This is a genomic window from Thermoleptolyngbya sp. PKUAC-SCTB121, assembly GCF_016919485.1.
Classification (GTDB): Bacteria; Cyanobacteriota; Cyanobacteriia; order Elainellales; family Elainellaceae; genus Thermoleptolyngbya; species Thermoleptolyngbya sichuanensis.
The window spans coordinates 2,312,468-2,331,660 of sequence record NZ_CP070366.1; the positions used below are offsets into that span (position 1 = coordinate 2,312,468).

At 54.3% G+C, this 19,193-nt stretch carries 17 protein-coding genes; 7 read left to right on the plus strand and 10 right to left on the minus strand.

Annotated features, from left to right (window positions below; translation table 11 throughout):
* Nucleotides 1-332: 332 nt before the first annotated feature.
* A complete protein-coding gene (locus JTM80_RS09765; protein ID WP_172358276.1) occupies nucleotides 333-1,082 on the plus strand; it encodes an SIMPL domain-containing protein in 750 nt (249 codons plus the stop codon).
* Between the two features lie 26 nt (nucleotides 1,083-1,108).
* Here JTM80_RS09765 and JTM80_RS09770 read toward each other — a convergent pair whose 3' ends face one another.
* Nucleotides 1,109-2,197 carry a serine hydrolase gene (locus tag JTM80_RS09770; protein ID WP_172358275.1) on the minus strand — a complete coding sequence of 363 codons (1,089 nt, stop codon included), beginning with the start codon at nucleotides 2,195-2,197 and terminating at the stop codon, nucleotides 1,109-1,111.
* 77 nt (nucleotides 2,198-2,274) lie between these two features.
* Here JTM80_RS09770 and JTM80_RS09775 point away from each other — a divergent pair, with 77 nt between their 5' ends.
* From JTM80_RS09775 to JTM80_RS09790, 4 genes are all read left to right on the plus strand, one after another.
* Complete coding sequence (locus JTM80_RS09775; protein ID WP_172358274.1) at nucleotides 2,275-2,859, plus strand: peroxiredoxin family protein; 585 nt, start codon at nucleotides 2,275-2,277, stop codon at nucleotides 2,857-2,859.
* Nucleotides 2,860-3,017: 158 nt separating this feature from the next.
* Nucleotides 3,018-3,164 (plus strand): hypothetical protein, encoded by a 147-nt coding sequence (locus JTM80_RS09780; protein WP_172358273.1) that lies wholly within the window; start codon nucleotides 3,018-3,020, stop codon nucleotides 3,162-3,164.
* The gene (locus JTM80_RS09785; RefSeq protein WP_172358272.1) at nucleotides 3,115-3,918 is read left to right on the plus strand and encodes a peroxiredoxin; all 804 of its coding nucleotides are present in this window, start codon (nucleotides 3,115-3,117) and stop codon (nucleotides 3,916-3,918) included. Before JTM80_RS09780 ends, JTM80_RS09785 begins: the two co-directional genes overlap by 50 nt.
* 6 nt (nucleotides 3,919-3,924) lie before the next feature.
* On the plus strand, nucleotides 3,925-4,233 hold the full coding sequence (locus JTM80_RS09790) for a 2OG-Fe(II) oxygenase (RefSeq protein ID WP_172359085.1): 309 nt from the start codon (nucleotides 3,925-3,927) through the stop codon (nucleotides 4,231-4,233).
* A 145-nt stretch (nucleotides 4,234-4,378) separates the two neighbouring features.
* Here the strand turns inward: JTM80_RS09790 and secA are convergent, their stop codons facing one another.
* A complete protein-coding gene (secA, locus tag JTM80_RS09795) occupies nucleotides 4,379-7,273 on the minus strand; it encodes a preprotein translocase subunit SecA (protein WP_172358271.1) in 2,895 nt (964 codons plus the stop codon).
* Nucleotides 7,274-7,508: 235 nt separating this feature from the next.
* Between secA and JTM80_RS09800 the strand changes: the two genes are divergently transcribed.
* Nucleotides 7,509-8,369, plus strand: a complete 861-nt coding sequence (locus JTM80_RS09800) for a mechanosensitive ion channel family protein (RefSeq protein ID WP_172358270.1) — start codon at nucleotides 7,509-7,511, stop codon at nucleotides 8,367-8,369.
* Nucleotides 8,366-10,138: an ABC transporter ATP-binding protein gene (locus JTM80_RS09805; protein WP_205371083.1), complete on the plus strand. Its 1,773-nt coding sequence runs from the start codon at nucleotides 8,366-8,368 to the stop codon at nucleotides 10,136-10,138. Before JTM80_RS09800 ends, JTM80_RS09805 begins: the two co-directional genes overlap by 4 nt.
* Here the strand turns inward: JTM80_RS09805 and JTM80_RS09810 are convergent.
* The 8 genes from JTM80_RS09810 to JTM80_RS09845 all read right to left on the minus strand — a co-directional run bounded on the left by JTM80_RS09810 (nucleotide 10,135) and on the right by JTM80_RS09845 (nucleotide 19,018).
* Entirely contained in the window at nucleotides 10,135-10,977 is an 843-nt protein-coding gene (locus tag JTM80_RS09810; RefSeq protein ID WP_172358269.1) for a glycosyltransferase family 4 protein, read from the minus strand. The genes JTM80_RS09805 and JTM80_RS09810 overlap by 4 nt on opposite strands.
* Before the next feature lie 541 nt (nucleotides 10,978-11,518).
* A complete protein-coding gene (locus JTM80_RS09815) occupies nucleotides 11,519-12,850 on the minus strand; it encodes a glycosyltransferase family 4 protein (protein WP_205371085.1) in 1,332 nt (443 codons plus the stop codon).
* 22 nt (nucleotides 12,851-12,872) lie between these two features.
* Nucleotides 12,873-13,709 (minus strand): WecB/TagA/CpsF family glycosyltransferase, encoded by an 837-nt coding sequence (locus JTM80_RS09820; RefSeq protein WP_172358267.1) that lies wholly within the window; start codon nucleotides 13,707-13,709, stop codon nucleotides 12,873-12,875.
* Nucleotides 13,710-14,028: 319 nt separating this feature from the next.
* Nucleotides 14,029-15,153, minus strand: a complete 1,125-nt coding sequence (gene rfbB / locus JTM80_RS09825) for a dTDP-glucose 4,6-dehydratase (protein WP_205371086.1) — start codon at nucleotides 15,151-15,153, stop codon at nucleotides 14,029-14,031.
* 99 nt (nucleotides 15,154-15,252) lie between these two features.
* Nucleotides 15,253-16,329 (minus strand): glucose-1-phosphate thymidylyltransferase, encoded by a 1,077-nt coding sequence (locus tag JTM80_RS09830; protein ID WP_205371087.1) that lies wholly within the window; start codon nucleotides 16,327-16,329, stop codon nucleotides 15,253-15,255.
* On the minus strand, nucleotides 16,301-17,290 hold the full coding sequence (rfbD, locus tag JTM80_RS09835; RefSeq protein ID WP_205371088.1) for a dTDP-4-dehydrorhamnose reductase: 990 nt from the start codon (nucleotides 17,288-17,290) through the stop codon (nucleotides 16,301-16,303). The genes JTM80_RS09830 and rfbD overlap by 29 nt, the downstream gene beginning before the upstream one ends.
* Entirely contained in the window at nucleotides 17,287-17,832 is a 546-nt protein-coding gene (rfbC, locus tag JTM80_RS09840; RefSeq protein ID WP_205371089.1) for a dTDP-4-dehydrorhamnose 3,5-epimerase, read from the minus strand. The genes rfbD and rfbC overlap by 4 nt, the downstream gene beginning before the upstream one ends.
* Nucleotides 17,833-17,956: 124 nt before the next feature.
* The gene (locus JTM80_RS09845) at nucleotides 17,957-19,018 is read right to left on the minus strand and encodes a glycosyltransferase family 2 protein (RefSeq protein WP_205371090.1); all 1,062 of its coding nucleotides are present in this window, start codon (nucleotides 19,016-19,018) and stop codon (nucleotides 17,957-17,959) included.
* Nucleotides 19,019-19,193: the final 175 nt, after the last annotated feature.

Consider the following 19,193-nt stretch of genomic DNA (forward strand, 5'->3'; position numbering starts at 1 on the left):
CCACGCAACGATTCTCGGACTTACGCAGTTGGACAATTTCTCGCGGGCGCAGCCCACGAGAAATTGTCCAAAATCCAGAAAGCTTATTGCAAGCGCGTCAGTCCTGGATTTTTGAAACTGGAATCGAGCCTGAGCCGAGTCCAGTCCTCAGAGCCTCGTGGAGGCGGCAGGAATCGATGAATAGTTTGTGCCACCCGGAGCCACCAAAGCTCTGGTGAAGCCAGTGTTTATCGCTCCTGCTAGCCCCTCGCGTCAGCGTTGTAAAGCAATTCTCCGCATCGGACGAACGCGCAAAGGGTCTTTATTCTCCCTGGTGGAGAGGAGAAATGACCATGCAAAATTCAGCGTCATCGGAACGCTATCCCCAGCTTTTCGCAGGTTTAGTAGCCCTCTCGCTGGCCCTGGTGGGCAGCACGTTTATCGGCGCAACGGCCCTGCGCGACGTGAAATCCAGCAATGATGTGATGGTGGTGACGGGGTCTGCCAAGCGGCCCATCCGCTCCGACTACATCATCTGGCGACTGTCCGTATCCAGCCAGCAGCCAACGGCTCAGGCTGCCTATCAGGATTTGAAGCGACAGACTGAGCGAGTGCAGGCTTATCTGCGCGAAAACCAGGTGCCTGCCGAAGCAGTCACCCTCAGCGCGATTGAATCTTACTCGATTCCGGAGGTTGCACCCAACGGACGCGAGACTGGGCAAACCCTGGCCTATCGGCTGACGCAGCGGTTTGAGGTGCGCTCGACGGAGGTCGATCAATACACCACGCTGTCGCAGCAATCGACTGACTTGATCAACGAGGGGATTAATCTGGTGTCGGAGTCGCCGCAGTATCTTTATACCGAGCTGAGCAAGCTGCGGATTGAGATGGTGGCCGAGGCGACCAAGGATGCCAAGGCCCGAGCAGAGGCGATCGCCCAGAGCGCAGGCAACCGCGTTGGCGCAGTCCGCAGTGCCGAAACGGGCGTGTTTCAAATCACCTCGCGCAACTCCACCGAGGTCAGCGACTACGGCATGTATGACACGTCCTCAATTGAGAAGGACATTACAGCCGTGGTTTCGGTGACCTTTGGGATTGAGTAGGTCGGCGTGTGAATCCAGGGGTTGGGCTAATCAGGGGCATCTGCCAGCGCCCGGAGGATAGCAAAAACGATGCGCGTCCCCAGGTCGAGGTCATGGCGATCGCGGTTGGCCAGTGCCACTACCGTCGTTGGCTGCCCCTGCACATTCGACAGGTAAAACGCGCCCGTGACGTAGCCAGGCCCTGCGCCATTGTGCCCTGCGACCTTGCCGTAGGGCGACTCCAACCCCAGACACAGCCCTAAGCCATAGCCAATTTTGCCGATCTGGGGATGCTCGAAATCGAACACCTGGATCGGCTCTAGCATTTCGCAAACGCGCTCTGGCTCCAGCAGCCTGCCTGCAAACAGCGCGTCCATGATTTTGCCCAGCTCGGCAGCGGTGGAGATCACGACCCCATGCGACACCCAGCCGGGATGATAGAGCAGCGCGACGTTTTGCAATTCGTCTCCAGTGTCGTCCCCAGTCAAGAACTGGCTGTAGCCGGGGGTTAATCCATGCGCTTGTTCCAGCGTTTCGGGAACGAAGGTGTGTCGCAGCCCTAGCGGGCGAAAAATCCACTCGTGCAGGTATTGCGGCATTGAAAGCCCTGTTTCCTGGGTCAAGATCAGCCGCAGCAGCATGTAGCCAATATTGGAATAGGCCCAGCCTGCGCCAGGTGAAAAAAGCTGTCCCTGGTCTTGCGCTACCCGGAGAAACGTCTCCGTCGTCCAGGCCTGCTGGGGATGCGCCTGCAAATCTTGCACATAGGCGCTGCCATCGCCATAGCCAGGGATGCCGCCTGTGTGGCTCAGCAGTTGCCGCAAGGTCACGGGAGATTCAACGGTGTAGGGGATTTGGGCGAACTGCGGCGCTAGCGATGTGTCCAGATCCAGCCGCCCCGCCTGCACCAGATTCATTGCCACCGTCGCCAGCAGCGGTTTAGTAATACTGTAAATATAGAAGCGGGCATCGCTGGGCAGGGGAATTTGCTGCTGGAGGTCGGCATAGCCTACGCCCGTTGCCAGAAGGATTTCGCCGTTGCGGAGGAGGGCGATCGCCGCTCCCGGTGTCTCTGCCTCTTGCAGTTCCCTCTCGACCGTTGCTCTGACCCGTGCTTCAAGGTTTTGATGGGTCATTCCATACCCCCCGTCCTCACTGTGCCTGCCCCCCTTGAACCTCCCTTGAACCTCCCTTGAACCTCCCAACCTCTGCAATGCTAACTTCTACCGACTTTCGCGGACTGCTGGGCGATCGCTTCTACAAAAACTTCTTCCCCATTCCCGCTACCAATCAGTTTGTCACGGGTAGCCTCGCGCCGCCGTTTGAGCTGCTGGATGTGAAGAGCGATCGCAAGGTGCGCCTGTCGGACTATACGGGCAACCGCAAGCTCAATGAACAGGCGTGGAACCGCCCGGTGCTGCTCTATTTCACACGGATTTTTACGGAAAGGCAGTATTGCCCGCTCTGCTATCCGCATATTCTGGAGATGAACGAGAAGTACGAGGCGTTCACCCAGCGCGGCGCAGAGGTGCTGATGATCACCAGCACGGACGAGCGACAGAGCAAAATCGTGCTGCAAGACTTGGGGCTAAAAATGCCGCTGCTGAGCGATCCTGAATGTCGCGTGTTTCGCCGCTACCAAACCGGGCAGGCATTAGGCGCACCACTCCCCGCTCAGTTTTGGGTTGACCCCGCCGGAAAAATCCGCTTCCGTCACCTGTTCTCGTTTTTGGAGCCAAACGCCAGCGTCGAGCGACTGCTGGTGGCGCTGGAGCGGCTGAAGGAGCCGGAATCCTAGACGACTTTTGGCAGACAGCGCTCTAGATGAACTTGCTAGAAGCTTTTCAGATGCTTGGACTAGCAATCTAAAATCGCCAATCTAACTAAAATCGCCAATCTAAAATCTAGAATCCAGAATTAATCTACCTCCCTCGTGACCCTTAAAACCCTTGCCACATGTCCACTCCCGCAGTTCCGCTCTCGATTGGCGACTCGGCTCTTTGGGCCGCCCTCCCTTCAACTGCCCATCCGCAGCACTACGGCGATTATCTGAATGGCGATCGCACGGTGCTGTTTTTCTACGGTGCTGTTTTTCTTGGGTAGCGCCAGTAGCCCAGAGACTTCGGCAGCGCTAATGGAATTTGTGTCCCTACAAGCCCAGTTGCAGGCGCTGGGGGTATCGGTTTTGGGGGTGAGCATTGATCCACAAGACCAGGCTCTGGGTGAACTGGTTGGGCGATCGCCCCATCTTAATCTTCTGTGGGATTTTGACGGACAACTCAGCACTCTCTACGGCGTGCGCCAGATTGATAGCAACGGCAGCATTGTCTACGATCCCACGACCTTTGTACTGGATGAGAACTTGCGGATTGTTGCTATTATCCCGCTCGATCGCCAGGGGAGTCATGCAGCAAGAGTGATGGAGCAGTTGTCGCAATTGCCGCCGCTCTCGCCGCCAACTCTGGTGACGGGACAGGCTCTGGTGCTGCTGGTTCCTCGCGTCCTAGAGCCAGCGTTTTGTCAATTGCTGATGGATCGCTACGAGTCAGAGGGCAGCGTCGATTCTGGCTTTATGCAGCAGATTGGCGATCAGACGGTGGAAGTGCTGAACCCGTCCATCAAGCGACGGCGGGATCTGCGAATTACTGGCCCTAGCCTGATTGGGCAAATTAATCAGCGCATCTGGCGGCGGATTGTCCCAGAAATTGAGAAGGCATTCTATTACCGTGTGACCAATTTCGAGCGCTATCTGGTGGGCTGCTACGATGACCAAACGCAAGGTTTTTTCAAGCCGCACCGCGACAATACAACCGCGACAATACAAATGTCGGTTCTTTGCATCGTCGCTTTGCCATGACGTTAAATAAATCTTAACGAGGGCTATGAAGGGGGATATCTCAGGTTTCCAGAATATGGCTCTCAGCTTTATCGCCCGGCCCCCGGCGAAGCAGTCATCTTTTCCTGCTTGCTGCTGCATGAAGCAACGCCCGTGACGCAGGGACGACGATTTACGCTGCTGGCATTTTTCTACAACCAGCACGATGCCAAGCTGCGGGAAGCCAACAAGCAGCATGTCGTTTTGCGATCGCCCGCTGTTGCCCCCTCCCCAGCAGCACCCACCGCTGACAAGCCAAGTGGGTTTGGGGCGGCTAATCCGCGAAAAAAACGCTAGCGTCTACACACATCTGAGTAGATGGATATCAGTAAACATAAAACCCAAAGCCCCTGCGCTTTTTCACAGAGTCTTTGAGGTTTCATAAATTCATAGCGTTCTTCCGCAGAGTTGCTACCGCCCAGATTGCGGCATTGACAGTGACCTAAGCCACGGGCTGCGGCTGCGGCTGGAACTGGAACAGCGAGTAGACCACGTTCCGGCGGATGTCGGTCATCATATTTAGGAATAGCTCGTAGCCTTCGCTCTTGTATTCGATCAGCGGGTCTTTTTGACCATAGCCGCGCAGGCCGATGGCTTCGCGCAGGGCTTCCATCTGTTGCAGGTGTTCGCGCCAGAGCGTGTCGATCTGCTGGAGGATGAAGAAGCGCTCGGCCTGGCGCATCAGCCCTGGAGAGGCGGCATCGACCTGGCCTTCTTTAATGTCGTAGGCGATGCGAGCCTGTTCGTGCAGGAAGGTCTTGATTTCCCCCGCAGAGAGGTCTTCAAGCTGGCTCGGCTCCAAGTCCGCCAATAGGTAGACGAACTCTTTGACTTTGGCCACGACCTTATCTAGCTCCCATTCTTCCGGCGGCAGTTCGGGGTTGATGTAGGCATCCACGATGTCGTCCATCGTCAGTTCGGCATACTTAATCACCTGCTCCTTCAGGTCTTGCCCTTCTAGCACGCGGCGGCGCTCGGCGTAGATGGCGCGGCGCTGATTGTTCATCACCTCGTCATATTCAAAAACCTGCTTGCGGATGTCGTAGTAGTAGGTTTCGACTTTCTTCTGTGCGCCTTCGAGCGATCGCGTCAACATGCCCGACTCGATGGGCATGTCCTCTTCCACGCGGAACATATTCATTAGACCTGCGACGCGCTCTCCGCCAAAGATCCGCAGCAGGTTGTCTTCCAGGCTGAGGAAAAACTTGGTGGAACCGGGGTCGCCCTGCCGACCCGCACGGCCACGAAGCTGGTTGTCAATCCGGCGCGACTCGTGGCGCTCTGTGCCAATGACGTGCAGCCCGCCGAGCTTCACCACCTCGTCATGCTCGGCAGACGTGTGGGCTTCGTACTCGCGCTTCACCAGGTTATAGGCTTCGCGCAGTTTCAGGATGACCGGATCGCTGCTGGGCGCTTTTTCCGATGCAGTCGCTAGCTTGTCTTCGGCCTCTAGCTCAGAGAGCGATCGCTCGCCATACTGCTGCACTGCAAAGTCCACCGCTTCTTTAAGCAGCCGCTCAGCTTCCTTGGAAATCGGCACCGGGAACAGATCCGCCGCCACCTTCCAGGTTTTCTGCTTTTTGCCAGGGGCAAAGCCCTGTCCACCCGATCGACCGCCGCCTGCCCCGGCTCCACTGATGGCAAAGGCGGCCTCATCTTCTGGCTGCACAATGCGCGGCATCAGGTATTCCCGCACCTTGAGCCGTGCCATATAGTCGGCATTGCCCCCCAGAATGATGTCCGTACCGCGTCCTGCCATGTTAGTGGCGATCGTCACCGTGCCTTTGCGACCGGCCTGGGCGATAATTTCCGACTCGCGCTCTACGTTTTCGGGTTTCGCATTCAGCAGGTTGTGGGGCACACTTAGCTGCGACAGATAGCTCGACAGTAGCTCCGATTTTTCCACGCTGGTCGTCCCCACTAGCACCGGGCGACCCATCTGGTGCATCTCGGCGCATTCCTGCGCCACGGCTCGCCATTTGGCGTTTTCGTTTTTGTACACCACGTCCGACAGGTCAACCCGACCCGTGGGGCGATTGGTGGGCACGACTGTCACTTCTAGCTTGTAGATTTTCTCAAACTCGGCCTCTTCGGTCTTTGCCGTGCCCGTCATGCCTGCCAGCTTGGGGTAGAGCAAGAAGAAGTTCTGGTAGGTAATCGTTGCCAGGGTTTGGGTTTCTGGCTGAATTTCCACACCCTCCTTGGCTTCGATCGCTTGGTGCAAGCCATCGCTCCAGCGGCGGCCCGGCATCACCCGTCCGGTAAATTCGTCCACAATCACAATTTCACCATTGCGAACGATGTAGTTCACGTCGCGAATAAAGAGTTCGTAGGACTTCAGCGCCCCAAAGATAAAGTGCGCCCAGGGATCTTTGGGGTCGAACAAGTCCTTCACGCCGAGGCGCTGTTCTACCACCTCAAAGCCCTCGTCGCTCAGCAGCACGTTGCGCTGCTTTTCGTCTACTTCGTAATAGCGATCGAGTTCTTCCTTGAGCCGATCGAGTTCGCGGTTAAGCTGGTTGGCTTCGGCTTTGTTGCCTTCTTGCAGAGCAGCGGCGATCGCCTCCTCCACTTTCTCGATTTGCCGCTTCACGCCCTGACGAACTTGCCACAGCTCCCGCGCCACCTCCGACGCGCGGGTATATTTCTCGTTGGGGCGATCCACTTGCCCCGAAATAATCAGCGGTGTCCGCGCTTCGTCAATCAGCACCGAATCCACTTCGTCGATGATGCAGAAGTTAAACGGGCGCTGCACCACCTCCTGCATCGACGTGGCCATGTTGTCGCGCAAATAGTCAAACCCCAGTTCGCTGTTGGTGCCGTAGGTAATGTCGCAGTCGTAGTTGCGCTTGCGCTCGATCGGGTTCATCCCCGACTGGATCAGCCCGACTGACAGCCCCAAGAAGCGATGCACCTGCCCCATCCACTCCGCGTCCCGGCGGGCTAGGTAGTCGTTTACCGTAATCACATGCACGCCCTTGCCCGACAGCGCGTTGAGATAGGCAGGCGAGGTAGCCACGAGGGTCTTTCCTTCGCCCGTCTTCATCTCGGCAATCTGTCCATCATGCAGCACCATGCCGCCGAGGAGCTGCACGTCAAAGTGGCGCATTCCCAGCACCCGCTTGCCCGCTTCCCGCACCACTGCAAACGCCTCTGGCAGCAGGTCGTCCAGGCTTTCTCCTTTTTCAATTCGCTGCTTAAACTCCGCCGTCTTGCCCCGCAGCTCATCATCCGACAGCGCCTCCATTTCTGGCTCTAGCAGCTTAATTTCTGCTAGATCAGGCTGATATTTCTTGAGCTTACGGGCGTTGGGGTCTCCCAGCAGGGCTTTCAGCATGGTGTCAATGGGCGATAGTGAAGAAACTTAGGGTTCTAAGGCCTAACGTTCATTGTAGCGAACTAGGGAATGAGCGAGATGTTTGGACGACTGCCCCCTGCCGTGCGGGGTCTAGAGATCTAGACTCGGTATCTGGGGGGCAGTGCGGTGGTTCGGGATTAGGTTATAGAATGCGGACACCCGTTCCAAGGTTAACTTCCCTCACCTCATACGCCATACTGACGATCTCCTGCTCATGACCTTTGATTTTGATCTGTTTAACCTCGATGCCTGGAATGCCCTGTTGCTGCAACTGCAATCTCTGGGCGTAGACTTTGGGCTGCGACTGCTGGGCGCAGCGATTATTCTAGTCGTGGGTCGCTGGCTGGCCAAGCAACTCCGCCGCCTGATCAAGCGACTGATGACCCCGACCACGATTGACCCTAACCTCGTTGCATTTACCGGCAATCTGGCTGAATACGGACTGACGGCCTTTGTGATTTTGGCGGCGCTGGGGCAACTGGGCATCCAAACCACGTCGCTGGTGGCGGTGCTGGGGGCGGCGGGTCTGGCAATTGGGCTGGCGCTGCAAGGGTCGCTGTCCAACTTTGCAGCAGGGCTGCTGATTGTCTTTTTTCATCCGTTTCGTGTTGGCGACTGGATCGAGGGCGGCGGCGAATCGGGCTTTGTGGAAGATATTCAGCTTTTTACAACGGTGCTGCGGCGGTTGGATAACAAGACGGTCGTCATTCCCAATAACAGCCTTACCGGCGGCAATATCATTAACTATTCCACAAAGGGCATTCTGCGGGTGGATCTGGTGGTGGGCGTTGCCTACCACGAAGACATTGACCGGGTGAAGCGGGCGATCGCCGAAGCGCTAGCCCAAGATGAACGAATTCTCAGCGATCCGCCGCCGATGATTGGCGTTTTGGAACTGGCGGAAAGCAGCGTAGACTTTGCCGTGCGCCCCTGGACCCACACCGAACACTACTGGCCCGTCTATTTTGCCGCCTACGAAAACATTAAGAAAAAGCTGGATGCCGCCGGGATTACCATTCCCTTTCCCCAGCGCGATGTGCATCTCTACCCCGCACCCAAGGCTGAAGCCTTATGATCAGAGGCCCGTCCCCCATTGTCGCTGCGGAGCAAAAGCCCAAGCTCTCGACCCTGCGGCGATTTCTGCAATATTTCGCGCCCTATCGTCAGGAAATTCCCATCGCGCTCCTGCTGGTGATGCTCGGCGCAACCACGCAGTCCATTGGCCCCCTGTTGATTGGCTGGGCAATCGACCACCTCATCTTGCAGGGCAACTGGCCGGGGCTGGCGCGGCTGCTGGTGCTGCTGGTGGTGATTTACGTGCTGGGCGTGGTGGCGATTCGGGGACAAATCTGGCGCATTGGCAACATGATGCAGCGGGTGCTGGGGCAACTGCGGCAGGACTTGTTTACCAAGGTGCAGAGTCTTCCGGTCAGCTTTTTTGACCGCAGCGAGGCGGGCGACCTAATGAGCCGCCTGCTGAATGATGTGAACACGGTGAATCAGGCCTTTGGGCTGACGGTGCCGCAAATGCTGGGGCAGGCGTTTAGCCTGGTCGGCATCATCATCGCCATGCTGTCAATGAACCTGCAACTGGGGCTGCTGAGCAATCTGGTGGTGCCCGTGATGATTTTCACGACCGGGTTCTTTTCGCGCTGGGCACGGCGGCGGTTTCGCGTGGCGCGGGAGACCATTGGCGAACTGTCGGCCAAGCTGGAGGAGGACATTAGCAGCGTGCGCGAGGCGCAGGCGTTTAACCGGACGCAACTGAATATTCAGGAATTTGATAGCCTGAACGAGGCCAATCGCCGGGCCAATGTGCAGGCTGTGGCCGTGACCTCTGCCTTTTTGCCGTCGATTGATTTTCTGAACACGCTGGCGACGGCGGGTGTGATGGCCTATGGTGGCTATCTGGCAGTGACGGGGGCGATGTCTGTGGGCGTGGTGACGGCGTTTCTGCTGTATGTGCAGCAGTTCTTTCGCCCCATTCAAATTCTCAGCCAGTTTTATACGCAGGCGCAGTCTGGACTGGCGGGATTAGACCGAATCTTTTTGCTGCTGGATGAGCCTGTGACGTTGCAGGATGCACCCAATGCGACTGAGATGCCGCCGATTCGCGGAGAGGTGCGGTTCGAGTCGGTGTCTTTTGGCTATACGGAAAATCAGCGCGTGCTGCAAGAGGTGAGCTTGGTGGCAGAACCAGGACAGATGGTGGCGCTGGTAGGGCCGACGGGCGCAGGCAAAAGCACGATCATTAACCTGATCCTGCGGTTTTATGATGTGACGGAGGGCGCAGTGAAAATCGACGGCATCGACGTGCGCCGCGTTACCCAAAGCAGCCTGCGCCGCCAGATTGGGATTGTGCTGCAAGATAACTTACTTTTTAGCGGTACGGTGGCGGAGAATATTGCCTTTGGTGCGCCCAATACCAGTCAGGCAGAGATTGAGGCGGCTGCCCAGACTGCAAATGTGCATGAATTTATCACCTCGCTGCCGCAGGGATATAGCACGCTGCTGGGGGAGCGGGGCGCACCGCTGAGCCAGGGACAGCGGCAGTTGGTTAGTATTGCGCGGGCGGTGCTGATTAATCCAAAAATTTTGATCCTGGACGAGGCGACCAGCAGTATTGACACGCGCACTGAAGCATTGGTGCAAGAGGCGATCGCCCGGTTGCTCCAGAACCGCACCAGCTTTGTGATTGCCCATCGCCTCAGCACCGTGACCCAAGCCGATCAGGTTCTCGTGGTTCAGCAGGGGCAGATCGCGGAACGGGGAACCCACGCTGAGCTAATTGCCCAAAAAGGAATTTACGCAAACCTGTATGCGATCCAACTGGGCGCAAGTTAGCGCAGCAGGGCCCGCTGGCGAACGGAAATTGTCGGGCGGGCAGGTTGCTGGGCATTGTAGGCCTGCCAGAGCGAATCAGCCAGTTTCTTGGAGAACTGCTCCAGGTTGAAGCGCTGCTCGGCCAAAAGGCGGGCGCGGCGACCCATTTCGCGGGTTTCTTTGGGATTATCCAACAGATAGGCGATCGCCCTTTGCCAGCCATCCACATCGCCTTCCTCGACCCACAGCCCAATTCCTTCTCGCTCCAGATCCACACCCACATAGTCGCTGCGCGTCATGGCGATCGCCTTCCCCATTGCCATCGCCTCCGTCAGCACCGTCAGACCAATCGCATTTTTGAACCTGGCTTTTTCCTCCACAACAGGAATCGCCACCGCATACGCCTGCTGATAGAGACGAATAAAATCTCGCCAGTCAATCATGTCTTGCAGGATGGATACATTACTGGGCAAATGCGCCTCGGCACTGCCGACCGCTCGCTGCTTTAGATGCTTGAGATCAAGCTGACCAGCCCCACAAATCGTTAAGCCACAGTCCAAGTTTTCAAACGCTTTGACCAGGGTTGGATAGTCTCGATAAGACTTTCCAGGGCTGAGAATAAACCTCTCCCTGGCAGCTTGTTCAGCCGTTGATTCACTTAGATTGACAGGCTGATAAAATCTCAAATCTGCACCCCACTCAATCAAATCTAGCTTCTGCCTGGGAACTCCAAAATCTTCCAGATCCCTCAGCAAAGATTCACTCAAACACAGAATCTTGTTATTGCCTTCAATAAACGTTTTCACAAACAGCTTCCAATGAAACGCTTTTGTGCGAGGAGCCTGATATCCAATCGCCACAATTGGCTTTTTCAGAAGCCCCAGAATGCTCAGAAAAGAAAGAAGTGTTGTGGTTAAATAATGCGCCGAATAGATTACATCATAGCGACGACAGTTTGCCAACAATCTAAGCTGCTGATCCAAATCTCCAAAAATCTTCAGCTTGCCACTGATTTTTTTGAGAAAGGCACTCCCTTGAAAGGGGAGAATATCAACTCCAATATCATGACGAGTCAACGAGTCATAGCCCCAAAGATGCTGAGACGGAGCGTTTCCATGTTCCTCTTGGAGCAAGTTCAAGATTCCGAGCAGGTCATAGTTGTTGACTAAAATTGCCTTCATGATACTCTCAACAAGTGTTAGCAGTCGCGTTCATTAACAAATCCTCGAATAGACAATGGACGAGTGTGGTCATGTCCAGTTGCCAAATAGAGAGTTTTAGGGGTGTTGTGATAGAGATGTCGAGTTGCTAGCCTTGAAAGATGCTTTAGCTGCATGGAGAAACCTCCAAGAACTTCGATTAATACACTTTTGAAAATTTAATTTTTGAATAAGAGAAGACTTAACTCACATTTGAAAGCTGTCGCTGTCCTGTCTGTGGAGTAGCCAAAGCTGGTTGAGTGATTCCAGCAAAAGCTAGCGTCCACTCAAAGCGCCGCTGCAACCATTCCTCTTGAGTATTTTGTTTTGCAAATTCAACAGCTTGGACTGCCATGTCCGCTAGCAAATCTCTATTCTTGCTGTAGTATGCAATCTTTTGAGACATTTCTTCTATGGACGGCCAGGCAACTGTATCAACCGCACCAGTGGCTGAAAGATCTCTGTAGTAGTAGGTATCAAATGCAAGGATTGGAATCCCTGCTGCCATCGCATCTAGGGCGCTGCGAGGCGTGTCTTCATTGAGCGGTGCTGCTAACAGCAGGTGATATGAGTAAAGCTTCTCAAAAAAGTCCTGGTTAAATGGAAGTGCGCCGTGGAAAATGACTCTTTCGATAATTTTCAAAGATTGTGCCAGACGCTTCAGTTCTTCTAGCTGCTCACCGCTACCAATGACGTGAAATACGACATCGCATCCGAACTGGTGATGGGCGATCGCCACTGCGTGAAGGCACCGATCAACTCCCTTGTAGGGCGTTAACCGTCCGAAGTAAACCACTTCTAGAGGCCGCCCTTGATCTTCTAGATTTAGCAACTTTTGAGCCAGCCGATCTCTTCTAATAATGTGATGCCTGCTATGCGCCGCATCCAAGAAGTTCTTCACATTCGGCTTACCTCTGCCAAAATCACGGCAGAGCTTTTCGCCTTTTAGCAAAATTAGTGAGCAGATTTTGGACGCGCAGTAAACTTGCAGTGCCCGAAAGCTGTCGTAGATATATTTGCAAAGTAGATAACTCTTGAGTGACCAAGTCCCTGTTTCATAGCTCATCTGAGCCGTGTTTCTGAAGTCAATGTCTACGACGTAAACTGTCGGTTTCTTAAGAATTCGACCCAGCAGTGTCGCAATAAACTCCATTGGAAACCAGATGTTTGCAGCCAAGCCAGTATGCAACAGATCGCATTGCGAAATCAGACTTTTTAATCTGTTTGCAACCCGAAATAGCTGAAAAAACTGCTGAGCTTTGGAAGATAAATCTTGAACTCTATACAGCGACTTGAATCGAATTCCTGCTTCAGATTCATCCACAACTGATAGCCATTGCTTCCTATAAGAATACTCCTCATCACTCATTTCAACCAGCCCAACCACAAGATGATTAAAGATGGGTGAAATCTTTTCTCTTAGCAGCATCAAGTGCTTCACAAACGCACTCTCTAATGCAACGGTTTGGGAATCGAGCCTGTAATAGTAAACAGGCAAAACCATCAAATAGGTTTTGGAATCAGAGTTTCTCATCCGTTCAAGGTTCCTAAAGCGTTTAACCGCCAACTTTCTGAGCGATTTTTTCTTGAGATTTGTAGGCTTGATGCGAGAGTGCAGAAAGGTGGGGAGAGCGATAGAGATTCAGCTTTTGCTTGAGGACGAGCCAAAAGAAGGGAAGTCCCTCAATCAGATAGCGTCGCCATAGCCGCCGGGGTTCAGACAGCAGACGATGGAGCCATTCCAGGCCCGCCTCGCTAATCCAACGGGGCGATCGCTGCTTATAGCCCGCCTCAAAGTCAATGGCTGCGCCGATTGCCAGAAAAATACGAACATTTGGGAGCTGATGTTTGTATTTAGCAATCCACTTTTCTTGCTTGGGGGCCCCTACGCCAACGGCCAAGACCGTTGCGCCGGAGCGATTAATCATGTCAATGATCTCGGCGCACTCTGTCTCATCTCGCTCAAAGCCAAACGAAGGCGAGTAGGCTCCCACAACAATGTCTCTGCCTGCTTTGGCATTCATCCGCTGCTGCGCTCGATAGGCAACGCCTTCACGGGCACCCAGCAGAAAGATCCTGATATCTTCGTTGTCTTTGTGGTGCTGACAAAAATCCGGTAATAGTTCAGAGCCAGAGATCTTTTCTCTAATCGGCACTCCCAAGAAGTGAGATACATAATATAAAATTTTGCTGTCACAAACTCGATAGTCCGCCTCTTGATAAACCCGATAGAAATCAAAATCTCGTTCTAGTTTAATGAGGTGATCGACGTTGGGAGTAAACACAACGCCAGAGTCTAACAATTCTAGGAACTCCTGCTTAGAGAAATTGTGTATTGAAATGCCCAGGATTTTAATTTCCCTTAGGGCACCAAACCCGTTACCAAGTTTCATGGCTAGTGATCCTGACGCTTAATGAATGACCAGTGTGAGTGCCTATCGGCTGGATCAATCAACACGCTTGAAGTCGATCAATGAATCAACTTGACAGTGTTTCAAGACGAGCTAATAAGGTGAATAAACCACAAATTAATTGGGCTTGTAAGTATTGATCGTAACCTTGTGACGAGATTTTTCAGGAGAAATTCTATAGCTATAGTTATTTCGGACGATCGCTCTAAAAATGATTGTTAAATCAAACAAAAAGTATTGGCTGGAAGGATGATTCAGAAATGCAAACCCTGATGATTGAGAGATGAGCGATAACTGCAAACTAACAGCGAGTGGTCTGAAAAAGATCTGAAAATTCGGCAGATGTGTAAGGCAGGGTAAGCTTCTTCGACAACAGCGGTTGCCACCAGAAAGGGTGCGCGAGATACCATTCCACGGTGCGCCGAAGCCCCGTCTGCCAGGTTTCCGCAGGTGTCCAGCCGAGCTGGGCTTTGATTTTGGTTGCGTCAATTGCATAGCGGCGATCGTGCCCTGGACGATCTTTGACAAAGGTGATTAAGTTGCGACTGGGGCGCACTGGCAGTTGGGGCGCAAGTTCATCCATCAGGTCGCAGAGTGCTTGCACCAAGTCCAGGTTCTTGACCTCGTTATTGCCGCCGATGTTGTAGACCTCTCCGGGGATGCCGCGGGTCAGTACTGCTTCTAGAGCGCTGCAATGGTCGCCGACATAGAGCCAATCGCGAACATTTTGCCCATCGCCATACACAGGCAGCGGCCTGCCCAGCAGAATGTTGATGCACATCAGCGGGATCAGCTTTTCTAGGAATTGATACGGGCCGTAGTTATTCGAGCAGTTGGTAATCAGCGTCGGCAGTCCGTAGGTGTGGTGATAAGCTCGCACAAGGTGATCACTGCCTGCCTTCGATGCGGAGTAGGGGCTATTGGGGGCGTAGGGCGTAGTTTCTGAAAAAGCCGGGTCGTTGGGGCCGAGACTGCCATAGACCTCATCCGTGGAGACATGGTGAAAGCGGTAGTGATCGGGCTGCTGCTGCTCGTTCCAATGATCCCGGAAGGCTTCTAGAAGCGTGAACGTGCCGAGGACATTGGTCTGCACGAATGCCGCAGGGCCAAAGATTGACCGATCGACATGGGATTCTGCTGCAAAGTGGACGAGAGTGTCAATCGCTTCTTCTCGCAGCAGTGAATCAAGCGAGGGGCGATCGCAGATGTCTCCCTGCACGAATCGGATATTTTCTTCTTCAAGGAGTGACTCTAAATTTTGCAGGTTGCCTGCATAGGTCAGGGCATCGAGAATGACTAGACGATCGCCCGGATAGGCCCTGTGCCAATGATGCACAAAGTTCGCCCCAATGAATCCTGCGCCACCTGTAATTAGCAGACGACGAGTAGCTGGTAGATGCACGTTATCCTGAATGGCTTGACTCATTTTTTAACCTTGATATTTCATCTCGACATCTGAACAAAAGAAGTCATTAACAAAATCGGTGTTTTCCCCATTCAAATCCTCTGCGTTACCCATGCCGTGCTACTGGCAAAGCTCGATATGACAGTCGTCGCCCACCATGAACCGGAGGGCCTTTGGGCGTTGCGGTGCGGCTTTGATCTGAACCCGTTGACCGATTACGCTATCTACAATGCGCTGGTGAATTCCAACAACCGCAGCGCCTTCCAAGACAACGCTGTGTTCTAAATCGGCATCGACTAATTTGACGCGATCGCCAATGCTGCTGTACGGGCCAATGAAGCAATTTTCCAGGTAGCAATCCCGACCGATTACAACCGGGCCGCGGATGGTGCAGTTGATCACCTGAGAGTCTGGTGCAATCTGGACACGACCGCTAATTTTGCTGGCGTTGTCGATGTTGCCCTCTAGCTGCGTACAGAGGCAGTCGTCCAGGATAATCTGATTTGCCTCCAGCAGGTCGTCTTTTTTCCCGGTATCCAGCCACCAGCCCTGGATTTGCAGCGCTTCGACCTGCTTTTGCTGATCGATTAAGAATTGAATTGCGTCGGTAATTTCCAGTTCGCCCCGGGCAGAGGGCTGAATGCTGGCGATCGCCTCATGAATCCGTGGCGAGAAGAAGTAAATCCCCACCAGCGCTAGGTTAGACGGGGGATGCTTGGGCTTCTCGACCAGCCGCAGCACGCGCCCTTGCTCATCGACCTCAGCGACCCCAAAAGCGCTGGGGTTTGGTACGCTGCACAGCAGGGTCAATGCGTCCAGTCCCCTCGCTTGGAAGCATTCCAGAAACAGGCCCAGTTCCCCCTGTACTAGGTTGTCTCCCAGATACAAGACAAACGGTGAAGCTTCTAGAAAGGGCTGCGCTGTCTTAACCGCGTGGGCCAGGCCGGCGGGCTGTTCTTGGAGGATGTAGGTAATGCGGACCCCGAAGCGGCTACCGTCGCCCGTCTTCGCCCTTACCTCTGCGCACGTTTCTGGGCTGATGACGATGCCGATGTCGGTAATGCCCGCAGCGGCGATCGCCTCAATCCCGTACCAGAGAATGGGCTTGTTGGCCACGGGCACCAACTGTTTTGCACCAGTGTAGGTGAGTGGACGCAGGCGCGTTCCTTTACCGCCGGAGAGAATAAGCGCTTTCATAGGAGTGGGTATAAAGTTCAGCCAGCATCTTTTTCAACGATTGCCGCCAGTGGGGGGGATAGCCACCCAGCGCCGCAGCGGTTTTTTTGAGCGACAAGACCGAGTAGGCAGGACGTTGCGCGGGCGTAGGATACTCCGCCGTGGAAATTGGCACAATCCGCTGCACTTGGAGGGGAAACCCAAGCTGACTCGCAATTTCAAAAATGGCCACCGAAAAGTCGTACCAGCTTGCAACGCCGCTATTCGTAAAGTGGTAGGTTCCCCAGAGCGATTCCTGGGAACTGCCATTGACAGGGGAACTGCTCTGCACCAGCAACCCATTCGGCAAGCCCTGATGCACCCGATCCGAAGTCGCACCAGAGCGCGATATCAAAATGGCGATCGCCTGGGCCAGGTCTGCCGCCCAGGTAGGAGCGCCTACCTGATCCGCGACTACGCGAATCTCTGGGCGATCGCCCCCCAGCCGCAGCATGGTTTTTACAAAATTGCTCTTGCCCCAAGTGCTGTAGACCCAGGACGTGCGGAGAATGATGTAGCGATCGCAGGCCTGCCGAATGCCGATCTCCCCTGCCAGCTTGGAGCGTCCATAGGCGCTAATGGGCCCGGTCAAAGCAGCCTCCTGATAGGGCGTGTGGGACTGCCCATCAAACACGTAGTCCGTTGAGACATGAACCAGCGATGCGCCAATGCGGCTTGCAATCTCCGCCAGCGTTGTGGGCGCTTCCGCATTAATGGCGTGGGCGAGTTCTGGTTCGCGTTCTGCCTGATCAACGGCTGTGTAGGCGGCCGCGTTCACGATCACGTCCGGCTTGCATTCATAAACGGCCTGATAGATCCGGTCAGTTTGTGTGAGATCTAGGCAGCGTCGATCCAGGCTTTTAACGGTTCCAATGCAGGGTAACTTTCGCTGCAATTCCTGTCCCAGTTGCCCTGCGGCACCGATTAACAAAATTGAGGTCATGGGTATACCTCCGCCATTCTCAATGGCTGTCCTGCTTCATCTTTTGCAGACAGGATCGGCGACGACTGGAGCGGCCAGGCGATCGCCAAATCGGGATCATCCCAGCGAATGCATCGCTCGTGCTGCGGCGCGTAATAGTCCGTCGTTTTATACAGCACCTCTGCCGCTTCCGACAGCACCACAAAACCGTGGGCAAAACCAGGCGGAACCCAAATCTGGCGGCGGTTTTCGGCGCTTATCTCCCAACCCACCCACTGTGCGAAAGTGGGCGATTGTCGGCGCAAATCGACCGCAACGTCAAAGATGGCACCCTGGATGACCCGTACCAGCTTCCCTTGGGGTTGCTGAATCTGATAGTGCAGCCCGCGCAGCACGTTTTGCATTGAGCGAGAATGGTTGTCCTGGACAAACTGCGCGTCCACACTCGTCTTATCTCCAAAAACCTTCTGATTAAAACTTTCGTAAAAGAAGCCCCGGCTGTCGCCAAATAGACGAGGCTCAAGAATTAAAACATCTGAAATTTCAGCCTGGGTAATTTGCATAGTGCTGCGCCCTGCTTGCCTGTCGATAACGGTCGTGACCGGCCCACTCTTTCTAGGTAAAGGTTGTAGATAAAAAACTCTGACACAGCGTTTACGATTAACGCTTGCTTGAAGCTCCATGCTGCTAATCTTCAGCAGTACGAAGCATCTCGCGGTCAGTGCGAATCCATTTGGTTTGCGGACGGAACAGAAATGTGACGTAGAGCGGAATCTTCCAAAGAATGTAAAACGGAACAGCAAGGATCGCGCTCAAGGGCACGAGCGATCGCCCGAATCGATACCACCCCAACAGCACAGCGACTAATAAAAACGCGCCTGCCAGTGCCGAAATCACTAGAGGTAAGATCGTTCCGCCCACGGCAAAACCCGCCATGGCAGCCAAAACCGACGCTGTCCAAAGCAGCACCAGCAGCGCTAGTGGCGGAACGCCCAGGTCTAGTGCCAGCATCAAGAGATCGAGCCGCTGCTGATGGATCGCTGCCTGCAACAGGCGGGGTACCTGCGTCTTCAAAGTTTGCAAATGACCATGCTCCCATCGCGTCCGCTGCTGCTTGGCAGACGTGCGCTGAGACGGTAGACAGCCTCCAATTTCTGCATCTGCACACAAGAGGGGGGCAGAACCCGCGATCGCCAAGTCAACCGACATCTGCATATCCTCAACCAAGTTTCCGCTGGACAGCGACACCTGGCGAATCACTGACCACGGAAAAGCCATGCCCGTACCTGTCAGCCAGCAGGGAAGCCCAAGCTGCGCCATCCCTACGGGACGAACCAAATTCTTGAACAAGAAGGCTAGAGCAGAAATCAGATCTCGTTGACTCGGAGCTTCAGGAGTCCGCATCAGATAGACTGCCTGAACAGGACGATTTTCTTGGAACGCCAACTGAACAATACGCTGAATGCTACCCGAACGTGCTACGCAATCTGCATCTACTAGAACGACAACATCTGGACGCACAGCTTCGAGATGCCTCAGACCATAGTCCAGTGCATAGCCCTTACCAAGCCGAGCCGGGTTTTGGCGCTCAATCACATCCACTCCAAAGGAACGAGCGATCGCCGCTGTTTGATCCGTGCAGTTATCCGCTACGACTAAGACCTGCTCAGGAGAATCAACCTCGCGGATGAGGTGATGCAAGCAGTCCGAAATGCCAAGCTCCTCGTTGTGAGCAGGCATAAGAACCATAAACCGGAACGAGCGATCGCCCGCTTCTACATCATTTCGTATACTAGACCACGAATCCTCTTCTGAACACAAACGAGGCAGTCTGCCTGATGACTTCTGCGAAATCCGTAACGCCATTACACACTCAGTGAGTAGAACGGCGCAAGGAACTAGAACGACTCCAGACAGCAGAAGC